This is a genomic window from Pseudomonas sp. 1176_21 (genome assembly GCF_052850635.1).
Window position 1 is genome coordinate 253,386 of record NZ_VXCV01000003.1, and the last position, 17,346, is coordinate 270,731.

Consider the following 17,346-nt stretch of genomic DNA (forward strand, 5'->3'; position numbering starts at 1 on the left):
AATGACTAAGCCCGGCCGAAGCCGGGCTGTGGCGCTGCATCGGCTGTCAGCTGATGCGGTGGGCCTGGGTGCGGTCGAAGCCATCTTCGACGAAGCGATGCGCGTTGGTGTGATCGAAACCGTCTTCTGCCACGGTGGCGGGCTGGGCGTGTTCCACGGCGAAGTTGTGCGCGTTGGTGCGGTCGAAGCCGTCTTCGGCGAAAGCGTTGGCGGCCAGGACAGAGAAGGTGAGGGCCAGCATCAGTTTGGTTTTCATGGGGGTAACTCCGGTGGTGAGGGGTTGTCTGTTGCTATGGGTTTGATTTTACGCCCGTTAATTTGATTAAAAAGCGCAAAATATTGCCTATATAAATCTATTAAATCGATGCATCAGAAAGCGGTTGGCCTCTGCTGGCAAGCCAGTGCCCACAGTGTTTTGCGAGCGCCGAAGCATTCTGTGGGAGCTGGCTTGACAGCGAAGAGGACGACTCGGTTCTGAGTGAACCCAGCATCGCGCACCCGCATTAATGCCGAATTAAGCCCACAAAAAAGGGGCCTCCATCGCTGGAGGCCCCTTGTCTACCGCAGCAAGCTGATCAGTCGGTCTCGATCCGCGAGTTGTTGCGGGTGTCCTTCATGAACACATACACCAGCAGCGAGACGGCAATGCACGCCGTGACGTACCAGTAGTAGCCGGTCTCCATGTTGATGCTCTTGAACCACAGTGCCACGTACTCGGCCGTGCCACCGAAGATCGACACGGTCAGCGCATACGGCAGGCCCACGCCCAGCGCACGGATCTCGGTGGGGAACAGCTCTGCCTTAACCACCGCGTTGATCGAGGTGTAGCCGCTGACGATGATCAGTGCTGCCATGATCAGGAAGAACGCACCCCACCAGGTCTCGATGGTGTGCAGTGTGGTCAGGATCGGCACGGTGAAAAGGGTGCCCAACACACCGAAGGCGATCAGGATCGGGCGACGGCCGATCTTGTCCGACAGGCCGCCGATCACCGGCTGCAGGCACATGAACAGGAACAGGGTGGCCGCCGAGATCATGGTCGAGTCACTGATGCTCATGCCCACCGTGTTCACCAGGTACTTCTGCATGTAGGTGGTGTAGGTGTAGAACGCCAGGGTGCCGCCCATGGTCAGGCCGACCACGGTCGCCAGTTCCTTGGGGTGGCGCAGCAGGGTGCGCATCGAGCTTTCCTTGGCCTTTTCCTTCTTGGTGAACGAGGCCGTCTCTTCCATGCCGCGACGCAGGTACAACGCCACCACCGCGCACAGCGCGCCGATCACGAAGGGTACGCGCCAGCCCCACGAGTACAGCTGCTCGGTGGTCAGGGTCTGCTGCAGGATGATCAGCACCGCCAGCGCGATGAGCTGGCCGGAGATCAGCGTGACGTACTGGAAGCTGGAGAAGAAACCGCGACGCTCCTTGGTTGCCATCTCGCTGAGGTAGGTGGCCGAGGTGCCGTATTCACCCCCCACCGACAGGCCCTGCATCAGGCGTGCGATCACCAGCAGCACCGGCGCGGCGACGCCGATGGTTTCGTAGCTGGGTGTCAGGGCGATGACCAGGGAGCCGGCGCACATCAGCAGTACCGAGGCCATCAGCGCGGCCTTGCGGCCCTTGCGGTCGGCATAGATACCCATCAGCCAGCCACCGATCGGGCGCATCAGGAAGCCCACGGCGAAGATCGCGGCGGTGTTGAGCAGTTGGGTGGTGGTGTTGCCGGCCGGGAAGAAGGCCTTGGCGAAGTACAGCGAGAACGCCGCGTAGACGTACCAGTCGTACCATTCGACCATGTTGCCGATGGAGCCGGAGAAAATCGACTTGAGGCGGCTGGAGGTGGTTTTTTCAGCGGGTGCGGCCGCTGCCCCAGCAGGCAGAGAGGTGGAGTTATCCATTGAAGCAACCTTCTAGTTGTTTTTGTGGTGCGCGTGTAAACGCGGCCTGACAGGGCCATAGCAGGACCCGTGCCAGCCAGCGAAGGCCCGGTTTAGAAGGGTTTTGCAGGTCGAATGAGCGGAAATCCGCTCATTGGCGGTGCAGCGATAGGCAAGAATCCGCCTATTGGCCGGGGCGTTCGAGGAAGTCTTCGCGCACCAGTGCGTGGCGTTGCATCTTCTCGTTCAGGGTACGTCGGGGCAGTTGCAGCTCCTCGAGCACCGCCTTGATGTCGCCCTGATGACGGCTCAGGGCGGCGCGCAGGCACTGGGCCTCGAAGGCTTCCTGCTGGGCGGCCAGCGATTGCCCGGTATGCGCCACTGCCGCCGATTGCGCATCGTCCAGGCCCAGGGCGTGGCGCTCGGCGGCGTTGGCCAGTTCGCGCACGTTGCCCGGCCAGTCGTGGCTGAGCAGCCGGCCCAGCTGTGCGCCACTGGGGTCGGCGGCGCTGCGGCCCAGGCGCTCGGCGGCGGCGCGGGCAAAATGGGCAAACAGCAGGGGGATGTCTTCGCGCCGCTCGCGCAACGGCGCCAGGCGCAGTTCGGCCACGTTCAGACGGTACGCCAGGTCTTCGCGAAAGCGCCCGGCGCGGGCTTCGAGCAGCAGGTCGGGCTTGGTGGCGGCAATGATGCGCAGGTCCACGCTGATGCTCTGGTTGGCGCCCAGGCGCTCGAGCTTGTGCTCCTGGATCACCCGCAGCAGCTTGGCCTGCTGGGCCAGCGGCATGCTCTCGATCTCGTCGAGGAACAGCGTGCCACCGTTGGCATATTCGAGCTTGCCGATGCGCTTGCCCTGGGCGCCGGTGAAGGCGCCGCTCTCGTGTCCGAACAGCTCGGCCTCGAACAATTGCTCGGGGATCGCCGCACAGTTGAGCGCCACGAACGGCTTGTCGGCCCGCGGGCCGAAATCATGCAGGCACCGCGCGACGCGCTCCTTGCCGCTGCCGGTTTCGCCGCGTATCAGCACATTGACCGGCAGCCCGGCCAGGTCCAGCACCTGGCGACGCAGTTGCTGCAGGCCAGGCGACATGCCCAGCAGGGTGTTTTCCAGGCGCACCTTGAGGTCGGCCTGTTCATGCAGTCGGCGGTTCTCCAGCACCAGCTGGCGTTTCTCCAGGGCGCGGCGCAGGCTGCCGAGCAGGCTGTCGGGGCTGAAGGGCTTTTCCAGAAAATCGTAGGCGCCATTGCGCATGGCTTCGACCGCCATCGGCACGTCGCCATGCCCGGTAAGCAGAATCACCGGCAGGTCGGCATCACGCCCCTGCAGTTGCTCCAGCAGTTGCAGGCCGCCCATGCCGGGCATGCGCACATCGCTCAGGATCACCCCGGGAAAGTGCTCGGGCAGCTGTGCCAGACACGCCTCGGCACGTTCGAACAGCTGCACCTCGAAGCCGGCCAGGCTCAGCCACTGCTGCACCGCGGTACGGATGCTGGCCTCGTCGTCGACGACAATCACCGCATTCAGCATGCAGGCTCCGGGTCGCAGGGCAGGGTCAGGCTGAAACGCGCACCGCCTGGCTGGTTGTCGACCTGCAGGCGTCCGCCGGCTTCATGGATGATGCCGTAGGAAATCGCCAGCCCAAGGCCCAGCCCTTCGCCCACCGGTTTGGTGGTGAAGAATGGGTCGAACACGCAGCCCAGGTGCTCCTGCTTGATGCCGCCGCCGCTGTCGAGCACGCTCAGGTGCCAGTGGTCATGCTGCTTTTCGATACGGATCTCCAGGTGTTTCCAGGTTTTGTCGGCCATGGCGTCCAGGGCGTTGCGCAACAGGTTGATCAGCACCTGTTCCAGGCGGATGGCGTCGCCGCGTACCCAGGCCGGACGCGCCAGGTACAGCGCGGTGCTGACGCCCTCGGCGCGGATGCGCGGGTCGAGCAACTGTAGCGCCTGGTCGACCACGGTGGCCAGGTCCAGACGTTCGCGCAGGCCGCTGGGGCTGTTGCGGGCAAAGGTTTTCAGGTGTCCGGTAAGGGCCGCCATGCGCGTGAGCATCTGGTCCAGCGGCTGCAGGGCCTGGCGTGCTTCGTCCAGGCGCTCGCTGTCGAGCAGCAGGCGCAGGGTGGCCAGCTGCATGCGCTGGGTGGTCAGCGGCTGGTTGAGCTCGTGGGCCAGCGCGGCGGACATCTGCCCCAGCGCCGCCAGCTTGGTCGACTGCACCAGGCCCTCCTGAGCCATGCGCAGTTCATGGGTGCGTTCCTCCACCAGGCGCTTGAGCTCGTCGCGGCTGCGCTGGCGCAGGCGGGCCAGGCGCAGGCGCTGGCTGATGAACAGCACCGCGAACACCAGGGTCAGCCAGACGGCGGCGGCTGTCAGCCCGGCGTTGCGCTCGTCATCCCCGGTGCGCGGTGTGCGCAGCAGGTGCAGGGTCCAGCCCTCGGCTTCCAGCGGCAGGCTTTCCCACAGGTAGTCGGTGTCGCCTTCGGGGCGCTGCACGCGCACCAGGTGGCTGTTGTCGTCAAAGCGGGTCAGCACCTGGCGCTGCAGGGGCAAGAGCGACTTCTTGTCGTACTGGCGGGTGGCGTCCAGCTCATTGAAATCGGCCGCCGATAGCGGGTTCAGCTCGCGGTAGCGCCAGCCGTCCTGGTTGGCCAGGAAGATGATCCCGCGGGCGTCGCTGACCAGCAGCACGTCGCTGCCCTGGCGCCATTCGCGCTCAAGCTCGGGAAACTCCAGCTTGACCACCATGGCCCCGAGAAACCGCCCCTGGTCGCCCAGCACCGCGCTGGACAGAAAGTAGCCGGGAATGCCGCTGGTCACCCCCACCGCATAGAAGCGCCCGCTGCCCTGGGTGCGGGTCTGCTTGAAGTACGGTCGAAAGCCGTAGTTCTGCCCCACGTAGGTGGTAGGCAGGCGCCAGTTGCTGGCCGCCACGGCCAGGCCGGTGTGGTCGAGCAGTTCGAGGGTGGACGACCTGGCGGCGCCGTTGATGCGTTCGAGCTTGCGGTTCAACGCGTCCTGGGTCGCTTCGCCCACCGGGCCGCCGAGGGCTGCGATGAGTTCGGAGTCCAGCGCCAGCACAGCGGGCAGGGCGCGGTAGCGTTCGATCAGGGTGTGCAGCGAGTTGGCGTACAGCGCCAGTTGCTGGCTGGCCCGCTGGGTATCGTCGAGCATGGCTTGACGCTTGGCCTGATTCATCGCCCAGCCGGCGGCCAGCAGGGTGCCGGCGGTGATCAGCAGCAGAATCAGGCCCAGTCGCACGGCGCGGTAAGTGAACGGCATGGCAAGCAGTACCCTGGCAGGGGGGAAGGCTGCCAGGCACTTCCCCGTGAACGTCACAGCGACTTACAGCAGCTCGAAGCGTTGCTGTTGCACGGTTTCGGAGTCCAGGCCGACCTGGACGTTGAACTCGCCAGGTTCGGCAACCCACTGCAACTGGCTGTTGTAGAACTTCAGGTCGTCCGGCTGCACGGTGAAGTGCAGGGTGCGCTCCTCGCCGGCCTTGAGCATGAGCTTCTGGAAGTTCTTCAGTTCCTTGACCGGGCGGCTCATCGAGGCGGCCACATCCTGCAGGTACAGTTGCACCACGGTTTCGCCGTCACGCTGGCCGGTGTTCTTCACGCGCACACTGACCTCCAGGCTCTGGCCCTGTTTCAGTGTCGTGCTCGACAGGCTCGGCGCCGACACACTGAAGGTGCTGTAACTCAGGCCGTAGCCGAAGGGGTACAGCGGGCCGTTGGGCTCCTCGAAGTACTGCGAGGTGTAGTTGCCGGGCTTGCCGGGGGTGAACGGGCGGCCGATGCGCAGGTGGTTGTAGTACATCGGGATCTGCCCCACCGAGCGCGGGAAGGTGATGGCCAGCTTGCCCGAGGGGTTGTAGTCGCCCAGCAGCACGTCGGCGATGGCGTTGCCGCCCTCGGTGCCGCTGAACCAGGTTTCCAGGATGGCGTCGGCCTGCTCGCGCTCCCACGCCAGCGACAGCGGGCGACCGTTCATCAGCACCAGCACCAGCGGTTTGCCGGTGGCCTTGAGGGCCTTGATCAGCTCGCGCTGCACCGCCGGGATCTCCAGGGTGGTGCGGCTGGACGATTCGTGGGACATGCCCCGCGATTCGCCGACCACGGCCACCACCACGTCCGACTGCCTGGCGGCCTTGACCGCTTCGTCGATCAGCACGACAGCCGGGCGCGGGTCATCGACGATTTCCGGGGCGTCGAAGTTGAGGAAATTGAGGTAGTCGAGCACGGCCTTGTCGCCGGTCACGTTCGAGCCTTTGGCGTAGAGCACCCTGGCCTTGTCGCCCAGGGCACGGCGCAGGCCCTCGCGCACGGTCACCGACTGGTGCGGGCGACCGGCGGCGGCCCAGCTGCCCATCATGTCGATCGGGGCATCGGCCAGCGGGCCGACCAGGGCGATGGTGCCGGACTTTTTCAGCGGCAGGGTCTGCTGGCGGTTCTCCAGCAGCACCAGGCTGCGGCGCGCCACGTCCCGTGCGATGTCGCGGTGCAGGCGGCTGTCGGCATAGGTGTCGGCCGGGTCGTCCTTGGCCTGGCCGATGCGCCGGTACGGGTCGGCGAACAGGCCCATGTCGTACTTGGCGCCGAGAATCTCGCGCACCGCGTTGTCCAGCTCGGCCGGGCTGACCGCGCCGGACTTGAGCAGCCCCGGCAGTTCCTGGCCATACAGCGTGTCGTTCATGCTCATGTCGATGCCGGCCTTGATCGCCAGCTGCGCCGCCTGCTTGCCATCGGCGGCCACGCCGTGGCGCACCAGCTCGGTGATCGCCCCATGGTCGCTGACGGTCACGCCCTTGAAGCCCCAGTCGCGGCGCAGCAGGTCGTTCATCAGCCAGGTGTTGGAGGTGGCGGGCACACCGTTGATCGAGTTCAGCGCCACCATCACGCCGCCGGCACCGGCATCGATGGCGGCGCGGTAGGGCGGCAGGTACTCGTTGTACATGCGCGTGGGACTCATATCGACCGTGTTGTAGTCGCGCCCGCCTTCCACCGCGCCGTACAGGGCAAAGTGCTTGACGCTGGCCATGATGCTGTCGGCGTTGGCCGGGCTGCGGCCCTGGAACGATTCGACCATCACCCTGGAGATACGCGACACCAGGTAGGTGTCTTCGCCAAAGCCTTCGCTGGTACGGCCCCAGCGCGGGTCGCGGGCAATGTCGACCATGGGCGCGAAGGTCATGTCGATGCCGTCGGCGGCCGCTTCCAGGGCCGAGGTACGGCCGACCTGGGCGATGGCCTGCATGTCCCAGCTGGCGGCCAGGCCCAGGCTGATCGGGAAGATGGTGCGGTGGCCGTGGATCACGTCATAGGCGAAGAACATCGGGATCTTCAGGCGCCCGCGCATGGCGGCGTCCTGCATGGGCCGGTTCTCGTCACGGGTGATCGAGTTGAAGGTGCCGCCGATGCGTCCGGCGGCGATTTCCTCGCGGATTTTCTCGCGCGGCATTTCCGGGCCGATGCTGATCAGGCGCAACTGGCCGATCTTTTCCTCGACGCTCATCTGCTTGAGCAGGTTGGCGATGAACGCCTGTTTGTCTTGCAATGGCGCGGCGGCAGGCGAGTCAGCGAAGGCCGACTGGCTGGCCAGGCTGACGAGCAGGCCCAGCAAACACAGCTTGTTCATGAATTCTGTTCTCAAGGCTGCGGCAGTCGTCACGGTGCAGACTGGCAAGCCGAAGTTGGGGAAGCGGCTATTGTTGTAGTTTGCTGGGGCATCTTTTAGCCGATTGGGCCATCACGATCCAGCGGCGGCGTCGGATTATGCCTCAAGTCCGGCGCATTTCGAGCACTCACGGAGCGTAGCGACAATGCAGGTAACGAACAGAGCACGGTTGTGGCTGGTGCTGGCACTGGCCAGCCTGCTGGCCGGTTGCGGCATCAACAACATTCCCCAATACGACGAACAGGTCAAGGCGGCCTGGGCCCAGGTGCAGAACCAGTACCAGCGCCGTGCCGACCTGATTCCCAACCTGGTCGAAACGGTCAAAGGCTACGCCAGGCAGGAGCAGGCCACCTTGACCGCGGTCATCGAAGCGCGGGCCAAGGCCACCTCGATCAAGGTCGATGCCAGCACCCTGGACGATCCTGAAAAGCTGCGCCAGTTCCAGGCCGCACAGGCCCAGCTGGGCGGTGCGCTGGGGCGCCTGATGGTGGTCTCGGAGCGTTACCCGGACCTGAAGTCGAACCAGAACTTCCTGGCCCTGCAGTCCCAGCTCGAGGGTACGGAAAACCGTATCGCGGTGGCGCGCAAGGACTTCATCGCCGCCGTGCAGCGCTACAACACCGAGATCCGTACCTTCCCCGGGCGCCTGTGGCACAGCGTGATGTACAGCGACATGCCGCTGCGCGAGAACTTCGAGGCCACCAGCGCCGATGCCGACAAAGCGCCTGAAGTGAAATTCTGATGCGTGTGCTCAAGGCGGCGCTGCTGCTGGTGCTGCTGGCGGCGAGCGGCTGGCTGTGGGCCGCGCCCCAGTTCCCGGCGCTCAGTGCACGGGTGGTGGACCAGGCCGGGCTGCTCGACGGCGCCACCCGCAGCCAGCTTGAGCAGATGCTCAAGGCCCACGAGCAGGCCACCGGCGAGCAGGTCGTGGTGGTGACCCTGGCCAGCCTGCAGGGGCAGGCCATCGAGGACTATGGCTACCAGCTGGGGCGCCACTGGGGCATCGGCCAGCAGGGCAAGGACAACGGTGCGCTGTTGATCGTCGCCCCCCAGGAGCGCAAGCTGCGCATCGAAGTCGGCTATGGCCTGGAGGGCCGCCTGACCGATGCCCAGGCCTCGGTCATCATCAACAGCGTGATCACCCCGGCGTTTCGCCGTGGCGACTTCAGCCAGGGCATCGTGCTTGGCACGGCGGCCATCCTTCAGGTGCTGGGCGGCGCACCGCTGGACGAGCCGGCGCGGCCTCTGGCAGACGAGGCGCAGCAGCAAGGTGCGCCGGTCTGGGCGGTGGGCCTGTTCATCCTGATGATCATCATCGTGTTCGCCCTGCAGGGCCTTGGCGGGGGTGGCCGCGGTGGGCGCGGGGGCTTTGGCGGTGGTCTTGGCGGCGGTTTCGGGGGCGGCCTGGGCGGTGGCGGCGGTGGCTTCAGTGGCGGCGGCGGCAGTTTCGGCGGGGGCGGGTCCTCCGGCGGCTGGTAACTACACGACAAGAGACACACACGTACATGGCATTGCTCAGTGAATACGAACAGCGTCAGGTGGCCCAGGCCATCGCCCAGGTAGAACAGCGTACCGATGCCGAGCTGGTGACGGTGCTGGCGGCGCGTGCCGACGACTATGCCTATATCCCGTTGCTGTGGGCCAGCCTGCTGGCGCTGGTGGTGCCGGGCGTCCTCTATTACCTGAGCGGCTGGCTGAGCGTGCATGGCCTGCTGCTGGCGCAGTGGCTGACCTTCATCGTGCTGTGCCTGGTGTTCCGCCTGCCGCGCCTGACCAGTTGGCTGGTGCCGCGCAGGGTGCGCCACTGGCGTGCGTCGAACCTGGCGCGGCGCCAGTTTCTGGAGCAGAACCTGCATCACACCGTGGGCCGCACCGGGGTGCTGATCTTCGTCAGCGAGGCCGAGCGGTATGTGGAGATCCTGGTGGACGAGGGCATCTCCAGTCGCCTCGACAACCAGGCCTGGGACGCCATCGTGCGCACCTTCACCGCCCAGGTGCAGCAGGGCCAGACCCTGCAGGGCTTTGTCACCTGCATCGAGGCCTGTGGCGAGCTGCTGGCGGCCCATGTGCCGGTGACCCAGGCGCGCAACGAGCTGCCCAACCGGCTGGTGCTGCTGGGCTGAGGCATGCGCGCTGATCGACAAATGCTGTGCCTGGGGCGGTCATCCACGTAAAATGCGCGCCATTGCGCGCCTGCGGGCGCCCCCCGCAACCCGAGGCACCCACTCCCCATGTCCGCAACCCCCACCGTCCAGGCCGCGCCGGATGCGCGTGCGCAGTTTCTGGCGCTGCTCGCCACCAGCCTGCACCAGCACACCTTCATCAAACTGGTGCTGGCGCGCCATGTCGGCGCCGAGGTCGACCTGCAGCGGGTAACGGCCAAGCCGCTGACGATCAAGGGGCAGGCCAGCCTGTCGTTCGTGTACCGCTACAAGACCCGCGACATCACCCGCAACCTGGCGCTGGACGAGGCGCTGACGTTGATCGGTGAACTGTTGCCGGCTTCGTTTCGCAACGCGCACCTGCTCAGCCTGAACGACGAGGTGCAGCTGGAGTTCACCAAGAAGGGCAAGCCGATGCTGCATCGCAACGCCGTGCAACAGGCGCGCGAGGTGGTGACCGGCGAGCATGATCGCGAGAAGAAGCGCTACCTGGAGCTGAGCCGGCCGTTTCTGCACGATCTGGGCGTGACCGACAAGCAGCAGGCGCTGATTCCGGCGATGTCGCGCAAATGGAAGCAGATCAACAAGTTCATCGAGGTGTTCTCCCATGCGCTGAGCAGCGCGCCACTGGCGGCAGAGCAGCCGGTGCGGGTGGCGGACTTCGGCTCGGGCAAGGGCTACCTGACCTTCGCGATCCACGACTACCTGCGCAACACCCTGCAGCGCGAGGCGCAGGTGACGGGCGTGGAGTTGCGCCCGGACATGGTCGAGCTGTGCAATGCCGCCGCCGCACGCCTGGAGCATCCGGGGCTGAAGTTCGAGTGTGGCGATGTGCGCAGCGTGGTGCCCAGCGCCATCGAGGTGATGATCGCCCTGCATGCCTGTGACATTGCCACCGACTACGCGATTCATACCGGTATTCGCTGTGGCGCGGCGATCATCATGTGCTCGCCGTGCTGCCACAAGCAGATTCGCCCGCAGATGCACAGCCCGGGGTTGCTCAAGCCGATGCTGCAGTACGGCCTGCACCTGGGGCAGCAGGCCGAGATGCTCACCGACAGCCTGCGTGCGTTGTACCTGGAGGCCTGTGGCTACGAGACCAAGGTGTTCGAGTTCATCTCGCTGGAGCACACCAACAAGAACAAGATGATCCTGGCCACCCGGCGGCGCGAGCCGGTGGCGGCGCAGGCGTTGCTGGAGAAGATCCAGGCGCTCAAGGCGTTCTATGGGGTCAAGGAGCATTGTCTGGAGACGCTGCTGCGGGCAGATGGCTTGATTCCTGTCTGAACCTCACCACCGTCATCGCGGGTCAAGCCCGCTCCCACAAGGATCACCCTTACCTGTGGGAGCGGGCTTGACCCGCGATGGCGGCACCTCAGGCCTTGACCGGTGCCGGATGCACCCGCGCCTTGCGCCCCAGCACTACCGTCAGAATCACCCCGCCGGCAAACACCCAGGTGATCGGCGCCACCTGCTCGCCAAAGAACAGCGCCGACAGCGCGATGGTGAAGAAGATCTGCAGCAGCTGCACCTGGCTCACCCGTGAGATTCCGCCCAGCGCCAGCCCGGCGTACCAGGCAAAAAAGCCGATGAACTGCGAAAACAGCGACACATAGCCGAACGCCCACCAGGCCCGCGGGCTGATCGCGCCCTCATGCTGCAGCGCCAGGTACACCACCGGCCCCAGCAGCAGCGGGCTGGACAGCACCAGCGCCCAGCAGATCACCTGCCAACCGCCCATCTCCCGCGCCAGGCGGCCGCCTTCGGCATAGCCCAGCCCGCCCACCGCAATCGCCGCCAGCATCAGCAGGTCACCGGCCTGGATGTGTCCGGCGCCCATGATCATCGCGTAGGCCACCACCAGTGCGCTGCCCAGCGCCGCCCATGCCCAGAACGCCGTGGAAGGTCGCTCGTGGGACAGCCACGCCGCATACACCACCACGCACAAGGGTTGCAGGCCGTTGACCAGTGCGCCGTGGGAGGCCGGCACGCTCTGCATGGCCCAGGCCGACAGCACCGGGAAACCGAGAATCACCCCCAGCGCCACCAGGCTCAGGCCCTTGACCTGCTGCCAGGTGGGCCACTTTTCACGGCGCCACAGCAACAGCGCCGCTGCCGGGATCGCGGCCACCAGGGCCCGGCCCAGGCCGTTGAGCAGCGGGTGCATCTCCTGCACCACGATGCGGGTCATGGGCAGGGTCAGGCTGAAGATGATGACGCCGAGCAGGCCGAGGGCCAGGCCGGTGTTTTCGCGGGTAGACATGAGCGCGCCTGAGGGCTGGAGGGGCAGCTCATTGAGCCACAGGTGGGGTGGGGAATCTGGTTACAGTTGGCAACAAAGGTGTCCGTACAGTTGGGCGTCGCGCCGGCCTTTTCGCCGGCTAGGCCGGCTCCTACAGGCTTCGCGCCCTCCTGTGGGGGCCGGCCTAGCGCCGTCGCCGCCCCACTGCCTTGGGCGGCGGCGCGGGCACATTCGCCAGCGCGCCCAGCGGGTGCGTGGTGGCATCGAAAAAATGCAGTTCGATGCCCGGGCACGCTTCGAACACCCGCGCGTAATGCTGCTTCTGGCTCACGATGGCCGCCTCGTTCACCGGCAGGATCGAAATGGCCAGGTGTGTCGGCTGCGCCTGCCTGATCGCCTCAACCAGGTGCCGATCGGCACGGTCCAGGTGATGCCCGAACACGCACAGCCCCTCGCGCTGCGTCGCCAGCGCGGCGTAGCACCAGGTCAGGTAATCGGACCCGCGAATCGCCCGCAGCTTGTTGTCACTGCTGTCTTCATTCACGAACAGCGGCACATCGCCCGGGGTGTTGATGGCAAAGCCGTCGAGCAACTGGCTGCCGCTGGCCGCCCGCTGGCGCGTGGTGCCGTGCAGGGTGCGCAGCAGGTGCAGGCCGCCATGCAGGTAGTGCATCCGCGTGCCCGGCCCCTGAGCCCGGCTGACGTCGAAATCGCCTTCCTCGTCGAACAGCTCGGCAAAGCCGTGCGGCGCCTGGTTCACGGCCCAGTGACAGAGCAGGTCGTAGTTGCTGGAAAACACGCGCTGGTAGGTGCGCAGCTCGGCGTTGATCGCGGCCAGGTGGGCAGTGGGCAGCAGCTTCCAGGGAATGTGCACGCTGCGCACCGCGTGGATCAGCGCCTCCTTGATCGCGTAGTAGCGGTTGAGCGGTGCCGACGAACTGATCGCCAGCGCGGCATTGACCTGCACGGTGGTGTTCAGGGCACTGAGCACCGGCGCGAACAGCTCGCTGTTCATCGATTTGAACAGTGCCTGGTCGGTGAGGCCGAGGGGCTTGTGGCGCACGCGCTGGGCCAGCTCGAACAGCGAAAAGTAGGCGAACGGGCGCCAGATGGCGCGGCTGGTACCGTTGCCCAGCAGCAGGCTGGTGCACGGGTGGGCGGTATTGAGGTGCGGCCAGGCCGCCAGGGTTGCGTCGACGTCGGCGAGGGGCATGTGGATCTCGTAGGGATTTGTTGCACGTTGGCAGGGCGCGACTGTAGCACGCCGGCGCGTTGTCATCAGCGCTCCGGAACCTGCGGTGTCTGCCACCGGGTACTGAGGGCTGGCCGAAGGCAGAGGGAGTGTGTGAGAATGATACGAATTCCCATTAATGTTTTGTCTGCCTTATCACGCGCCGGACGCCCATGACCTCGCTTTCAACCCCCTGGACGGCCGGCGCGCCGTCGTTTGCGGCTGTCGCCGACGAGCTGCTCGCGCACTACACCGACCTGCGTCGCTACCTCGGCAGCCGACTGCGCAACCCCGATGATGCGGCCGATATTGCCCAGTCGAGCTTTGCCCAGGCCTACGCGCATGCCCTCAATGCCCCGGTGATCAATGCCCGTGCGCTGCTGTTCCAGGCGGCGCGCAACCTGTGCATCGACCAGTTTCGCCGGCGCAGTCGCGAGCTGGCGGCGCTGGAGGACTGGCTGACACGGGCCGATGGGCTCACCCCCAGCGTGGAAGAGATCCTGATTGCCCGCGAGCAGTTGCAGCAACTGATTGCGCGTATCGAGCGCATGCCGCGCCTGCGCCGCGAGGTGTTCGTGCGCGTGCGCCTGCATGGCCAGAGCCATCGCCAGGTGTGTGACGAGCTGCAGCTGTCGGCCAAGGCCGTGGAGCTGCACATCGGCCGCGCGGTGTTCGACCTGTCCGAACTGAGCCAGGCCTGCCGTCATGTCTGAGGCGCGGCCGGTTTCGCCACGCAAGGTACAGCAGGCGCTGGGCTACCTGGCGGGGCTGCACAGTGACGACCCCTCCCGTGTGCGCGAGGTGAGCGGGCAGTTGCAGCGCTGGCGCAACAAAAGCAGCGAGCATGAGCGTGCCTGGCTGGAGGCCGAGCAGCGTTGGCAGATGATCCATCGGCTGACCCCGCAGTTGCGCGGCTCGCTGGCCCCCGAGCCGGTCAACCTCGGCCGGCGTCGCCTGCTGCGCCAGGGTGCCGGCCTGCTGGCGGTGGTCGGGTGCAGTGCATGGCTGGGTTGGCTGTGGCAGCGCCGGCCACAGTTCGACCAGGTACTGCTGACCGAACATGCAGCGCCCGCACGCAATGTACTGCTGCCCGACGGCAGCCAGATGGTGCTGGCGGCCGAAAGCAACGTGCAGGTGAAGTACAGCAACGGCCAGCGCGAGGTCATGCTGGCCCACGGCAATGTGTTTTTCGACGTGGCCCACGAGCGCCTGCGCAGCTTCCTGGTCAGCACCCGGCTGGGGCAGGTGCAGGTGCTGGGCACCGCCTTCAGCGTCAGCGATCGTGGCGGCGATATCCAGGTGGCGGTGACCCGCGGTCATGTGAAGGTGCGCGGCCTGGATGGCGAGACCCGCGAACTGCTGGCCGGCGACCGGGTGCGCCTGGGCGAACCCGGTGTGCCGGGGCCGGTGGAGCATCACCCGCAGGCGGCCCCGAACGCCGAGCACTGGCGCCAAGGCTGGTGGTCGTTCACCGATGCACCGCTGGCCGAGGTGATCGACGAATTCAATGCCTACAGCAACCGTCAGGTGCGGCTTGGCGAGGGAGCAGCCGGGCTGCGCCTGACCGGCAGCTTCCCCAGCGACCGCCCCGACATATTGCTGAACGCCTTGCCCAGGGTGCTGCCGCTGAGCCTGATGCAGAAGGGTGAGTACACCTGGCTGCAGCTACGTTGAAATTTTTTTGAGGGGTAGTGGCCAGCTAGCGCGTCTTCCTGGCAACTCCCTAGCTCAAAGGACAGATCATGTCGTTTTTCCTCGCCCGGACCACGCGTTCGTCGCCTTCTTCGGTTATCCCCAGCACCCTTCGCCACCTGGTGCTGGCCTGTGCTCTTGGCGCGGCCAGCCTGTCGGCCGTGTCGGCCGAGCTGAGCGCAGGCACCCGCGTGCTGGCGCTCGACCTGCCCAGCCAGCCGCTGGATAGCGCGGTGCAGGCGCTGTCCCGCGAGGCGGGGGTGGCGATTGCCGCCGACAGCCAGTGGCTGGCCGGGCGCGATGCCCCGGCGCTGCAGGGCCGCTTCACCCTGCAACAGGCGCTGCAACGCCTGCTGGACAACAGCGGCCTGGTGGCCAGCGAAGAAAACGGCGTGATCATCCTGCGTCGCCCCGAGAGCGACGGCGCGCTGACCCTGGGTGCCACCACGGTCAATGCGCAGGTGGGCAACAGCAGCAACCCGCCCGAGCTCTACAGCGGTGGCCAGGTGGCACGCGGTGCGAAGGTGGGCATGCTGGGCAATCGCGACATCATGGAAACCCCTTTCAACATCACCGCCTACACCGCCCAGCACATGGAAAACCAGCAGAGCGGCACGGTGGGCGCGGTGCTGCGCAACGACCCGTCGGTGCGCTTCAGCACCGGTGAAGGCCACACTTACGAAAACTTCATGATCCGCGGCTACTCCATCGACTCCACCGAGCTTGCGGTCAACGGTCTGTATGGCCTGGCGCCCGATGGGCATGTGCCCACCGAGTTCCTGGAGCGCGTCGAGGTGCTCAAGGGCCCTGGCGCACTGCTCACCGGCATGGCCCCCAACGGCGGTGTGGGCGGGGTGATCAACCTGGTGCCCAAGCGGGCCGGGGATGCGCCACTGACACGCCTGACCACCAGCTACGTATCCGACGGCTACTGGGCCGAGCACCTGGACCTGAGCCGGCGCCTGGGCGAGGAGAACCGCCTGGGCATCCGCTTCAACGGCGTGTACGGCAGCGGTGACACCGGGGTCGACGACCAGTCCAAGGACCGCACCCTGGCGTCCCTGGGCATGGACTACCGTGGCGATGGCTGGAAGCTGGAACTCGATGCCTACGAAAGCCACGAAAAGATGCAGAACGGCAGCCCGATGATGGCCGGCTTCAGCAAACTGGGCTACGTGACCAAGGCGCCCAAGCCGGATTCCAACATCCTCGACGGTATTTCGGCCAAGCAGATCAGCAAGGCGGTGATCCTGCGCGGCGAATACGAGCTGTCGGACGACTGGACGGCCTACGCCAGCGTCGGCGGTGCGCGTACCCGCTACAAGGGCTTCCTCAACGGCACGCGCTCGATCATCACCTCCGGCAACGGCGACGCCACCGCCGAAACCTACAACCAGGGCGGCTATACCCATAGCCTGTCCACCGAAGCGGGTGTGCGCGGCAACTTCAGTACCGGTCCGGTGACCCACCAGCTGGTGCTCAGCACCACCCTGCTGCACCAGGACATCGGTCGCGCCGCCACCGTCACCGGGGCAAAGTACACGACCAACATCTATCACCCCGGCAAGCCGATCATTGCCGGCAACATCGGCTCCAGCGACAAGACCGGCGACAACACCCTGTCGAGCTTTGCCGTGGCCGATACCCTGGGCTTCGTCGACGACAAGCTGTTGCTGACCCTGGGCGTGCGCTCGCAGCGGGTGCGCCAGAAGATGAGTTCGCCTTCGTATGACGAGCATGCGCTGACCCCGGCACTGGGCGTGGTGCTCAGGCCGTGGGAGGCGGATGTCTCGCTGTACGCCAACTACATCGAGGGCCTGACCCAGGGCGGCATGGTCAGCGACCTGTCGGCTGCCAACTATGGCGAGCAGTTCGCCCCGTACAAGTCCAAGCAGGTGGAAGCCGGGGTCAAGTGGGACCTGGGCGACTTCACCCACACCGTCAGCGTGTTCCAGATCGAGAAGCCGAGCATGATGCTCGACACCGCCAGCAACCGTTACACCGACGATGGTCAGCAGCGCAATCGCGGGGTGGAGTGGAACCTGTTCGGTTCGCTGACGCCGAGCGTACGCCTGCTGGGTGGGGTGACCTATACCCGTGCCGAGCTGACCAAGACCGCTGGCGGCAAGCTTGATGGCAACGCCGCGCGCGGGGTGCCGCAGTGGTCGGCCAACCTGGGCGGCGAGTGGGACACGCCCTGGGTCGAGGGCCTGACCCTGACCGCGCTGGCCATCCACAGCAGCTCGCAGTACCTGGATTCGGCCAACGAACTGAAGATTCCGCAGTGGACCCGTTATGACCTGGGCGGTCGCTACAGCACGCGCATCCTGAGCAAGGACGTGGTGCTGCGCGCCAGCCTGGAGAACGTCGAGAACCGTGCCTACTGGGCCGGTGTGTTCAACGACGGCTACGCCACGGTCAGCGAGCCGCGCACGCTGAAACTTTCGGCCAGCATCGACTTCTGAGGTGTAC

Annotated in this window: 13 protein-coding genes and 1 pseudogene; 7 read left to right on the forward strand and 7 right to left on the reverse strand. The window is 66.0% G+C overall.

All coding sequences use genetic code 11. The features are described from left to right. Positions 1-49 precede the first annotated feature (49 nt). The 5 genes and pseudogenes from FW760_RS09320 to bglX form a co-directional block, all read right to left on the reverse strand. Positions 50-256, reverse strand: a pseudogene (locus FW760_RS09320) (hypothetical protein); the annotation flags it as partial. A 319-nt stretch (positions 257-575) separates the two neighbouring features. Continuing rightward, positions 576-1,892: an MFS transporter gene (locus tag FW760_RS09325; RefSeq protein WP_043860783.1), complete on the reverse strand. Its 1,317-nt coding sequence runs from the start codon at positions 1,890-1,892 to the stop codon at positions 576-578. Positions 1,893-2,055: 163 nt separating this feature from the next. Next, complete coding sequence (locus tag FW760_RS09330; RefSeq protein WP_123752826.1) at positions 2,056-3,399, reverse strand: sigma-54-dependent transcriptional regulator; 1,344 nt, start codon at positions 3,397-3,399, stop codon at positions 2,056-2,058. Then, positions 3,393-5,150: a sensor histidine kinase gene (locus tag FW760_RS09335; RefSeq protein WP_043860785.1), complete on the reverse strand. Its 1,758-nt coding sequence runs from the start codon at positions 5,148-5,150 to the stop codon at positions 3,393-3,395. The genes FW760_RS09330 and FW760_RS09335 overlap by 7 nt, the downstream gene beginning before the upstream one ends. Positions 5,151-5,213: 63 nt before the next feature. Then, on the reverse strand, positions 5,214-7,508 hold the full coding sequence (gene bglX / locus FW760_RS09340; RefSeq protein WP_315405349.1) for a beta-glucosidase BglX: 2,295 nt from the start codon (positions 7,506-7,508) through the stop codon (positions 5,214-5,216). A 184-nt stretch (positions 7,509-7,692) separates the two neighbouring features. Between bglX and FW760_RS09345 the strand changes: the two genes are divergently transcribed. The 4 genes from FW760_RS09345 (at position 7,693) to FW760_RS09360 (ending at position 10,996) form a co-directional block, all read left to right on the forward strand. Then, a complete protein-coding gene (locus tag FW760_RS09345) occupies positions 7,693-8,289 on the forward strand; it encodes a LemA family protein (RefSeq protein ID WP_327781293.1) in 597 nt (198 codons plus the stop codon). Further along, a complete protein-coding gene (locus tag FW760_RS09350; protein WP_286901319.1) occupies positions 8,289-9,026 on the forward strand; it encodes a TPM domain-containing protein in 738 nt (245 codons plus the stop codon). The genes FW760_RS09345 and FW760_RS09350 overlap by 1 nt, the downstream gene beginning before the upstream one ends. 26 nt (positions 9,027-9,052) lie before the next feature. Next, the gene (locus FW760_RS09355; RefSeq protein ID WP_043859748.1) at positions 9,053-9,670 is read left to right on the forward strand and encodes a TPM domain-containing protein; all 618 of its coding nucleotides are present in this window, start codon (positions 9,053-9,055) and stop codon (positions 9,668-9,670) included. A gap of 108 nt (positions 9,671-9,778) precedes the next feature. Continuing rightward, positions 9,779-10,996 carry a class I SAM-dependent methyltransferase gene (locus FW760_RS09360; protein WP_446443744.1) on the forward strand — a complete coding sequence of 406 codons (1,218 nt, stop codon included), beginning with the start codon at positions 9,779-9,781 and terminating at the stop codon, positions 10,994-10,996. An 88-nt stretch (positions 10,997-11,084) separates the two neighbouring features. Here FW760_RS09360 and FW760_RS09365 read toward each other — a convergent pair whose 3' ends face one another. Continuing rightward, a complete protein-coding gene (locus FW760_RS09365) occupies positions 11,085-11,972 on the reverse strand; it encodes a DMT family transporter (RefSeq protein WP_253086613.1) in 888 nt (295 codons plus the stop codon). 163 nt (positions 11,973-12,135) lie between these two features. Next, positions 12,136-13,164: a DUF4917 family protein gene (locus FW760_RS09370; RefSeq protein WP_236176537.1), complete on the reverse strand. Its 1,029-nt coding sequence runs from the start codon at positions 13,162-13,164 to the stop codon at positions 12,136-12,138. 191 nt (positions 13,165-13,355) lie between these two features. Here FW760_RS09370 and FW760_RS09375 point away from each other — a divergent pair, with 191 nt between their 5' ends. From FW760_RS09375 to FW760_RS09385, 3 genes are all read left to right on the forward strand, one after another. Next, complete coding sequence (locus tag FW760_RS09375) at positions 13,356-13,895, forward strand: RNA polymerase sigma factor (protein WP_043859744.1); 540 nt, start codon at positions 13,356-13,358, stop codon at positions 13,893-13,895. Next, on the forward strand, positions 13,888-14,856 hold the full coding sequence (locus FW760_RS09380; protein ID WP_043859743.1) for a FecR family protein: 969 nt from the start codon (positions 13,888-13,890) through the stop codon (positions 14,854-14,856). The genes FW760_RS09375 and FW760_RS09380 overlap by 8 nt, the downstream gene beginning before the upstream one ends. Positions 14,857-14,924: 68 nt before the next feature. After that, entirely contained in the window at positions 14,925-17,339 is a 2,415-nt protein-coding gene (locus FW760_RS09385) for a TonB-dependent receptor (RefSeq protein ID WP_054914783.1), read from the forward strand. The last annotated feature ends 7 nt before the right edge of the window (positions 17,340-17,346 follow it).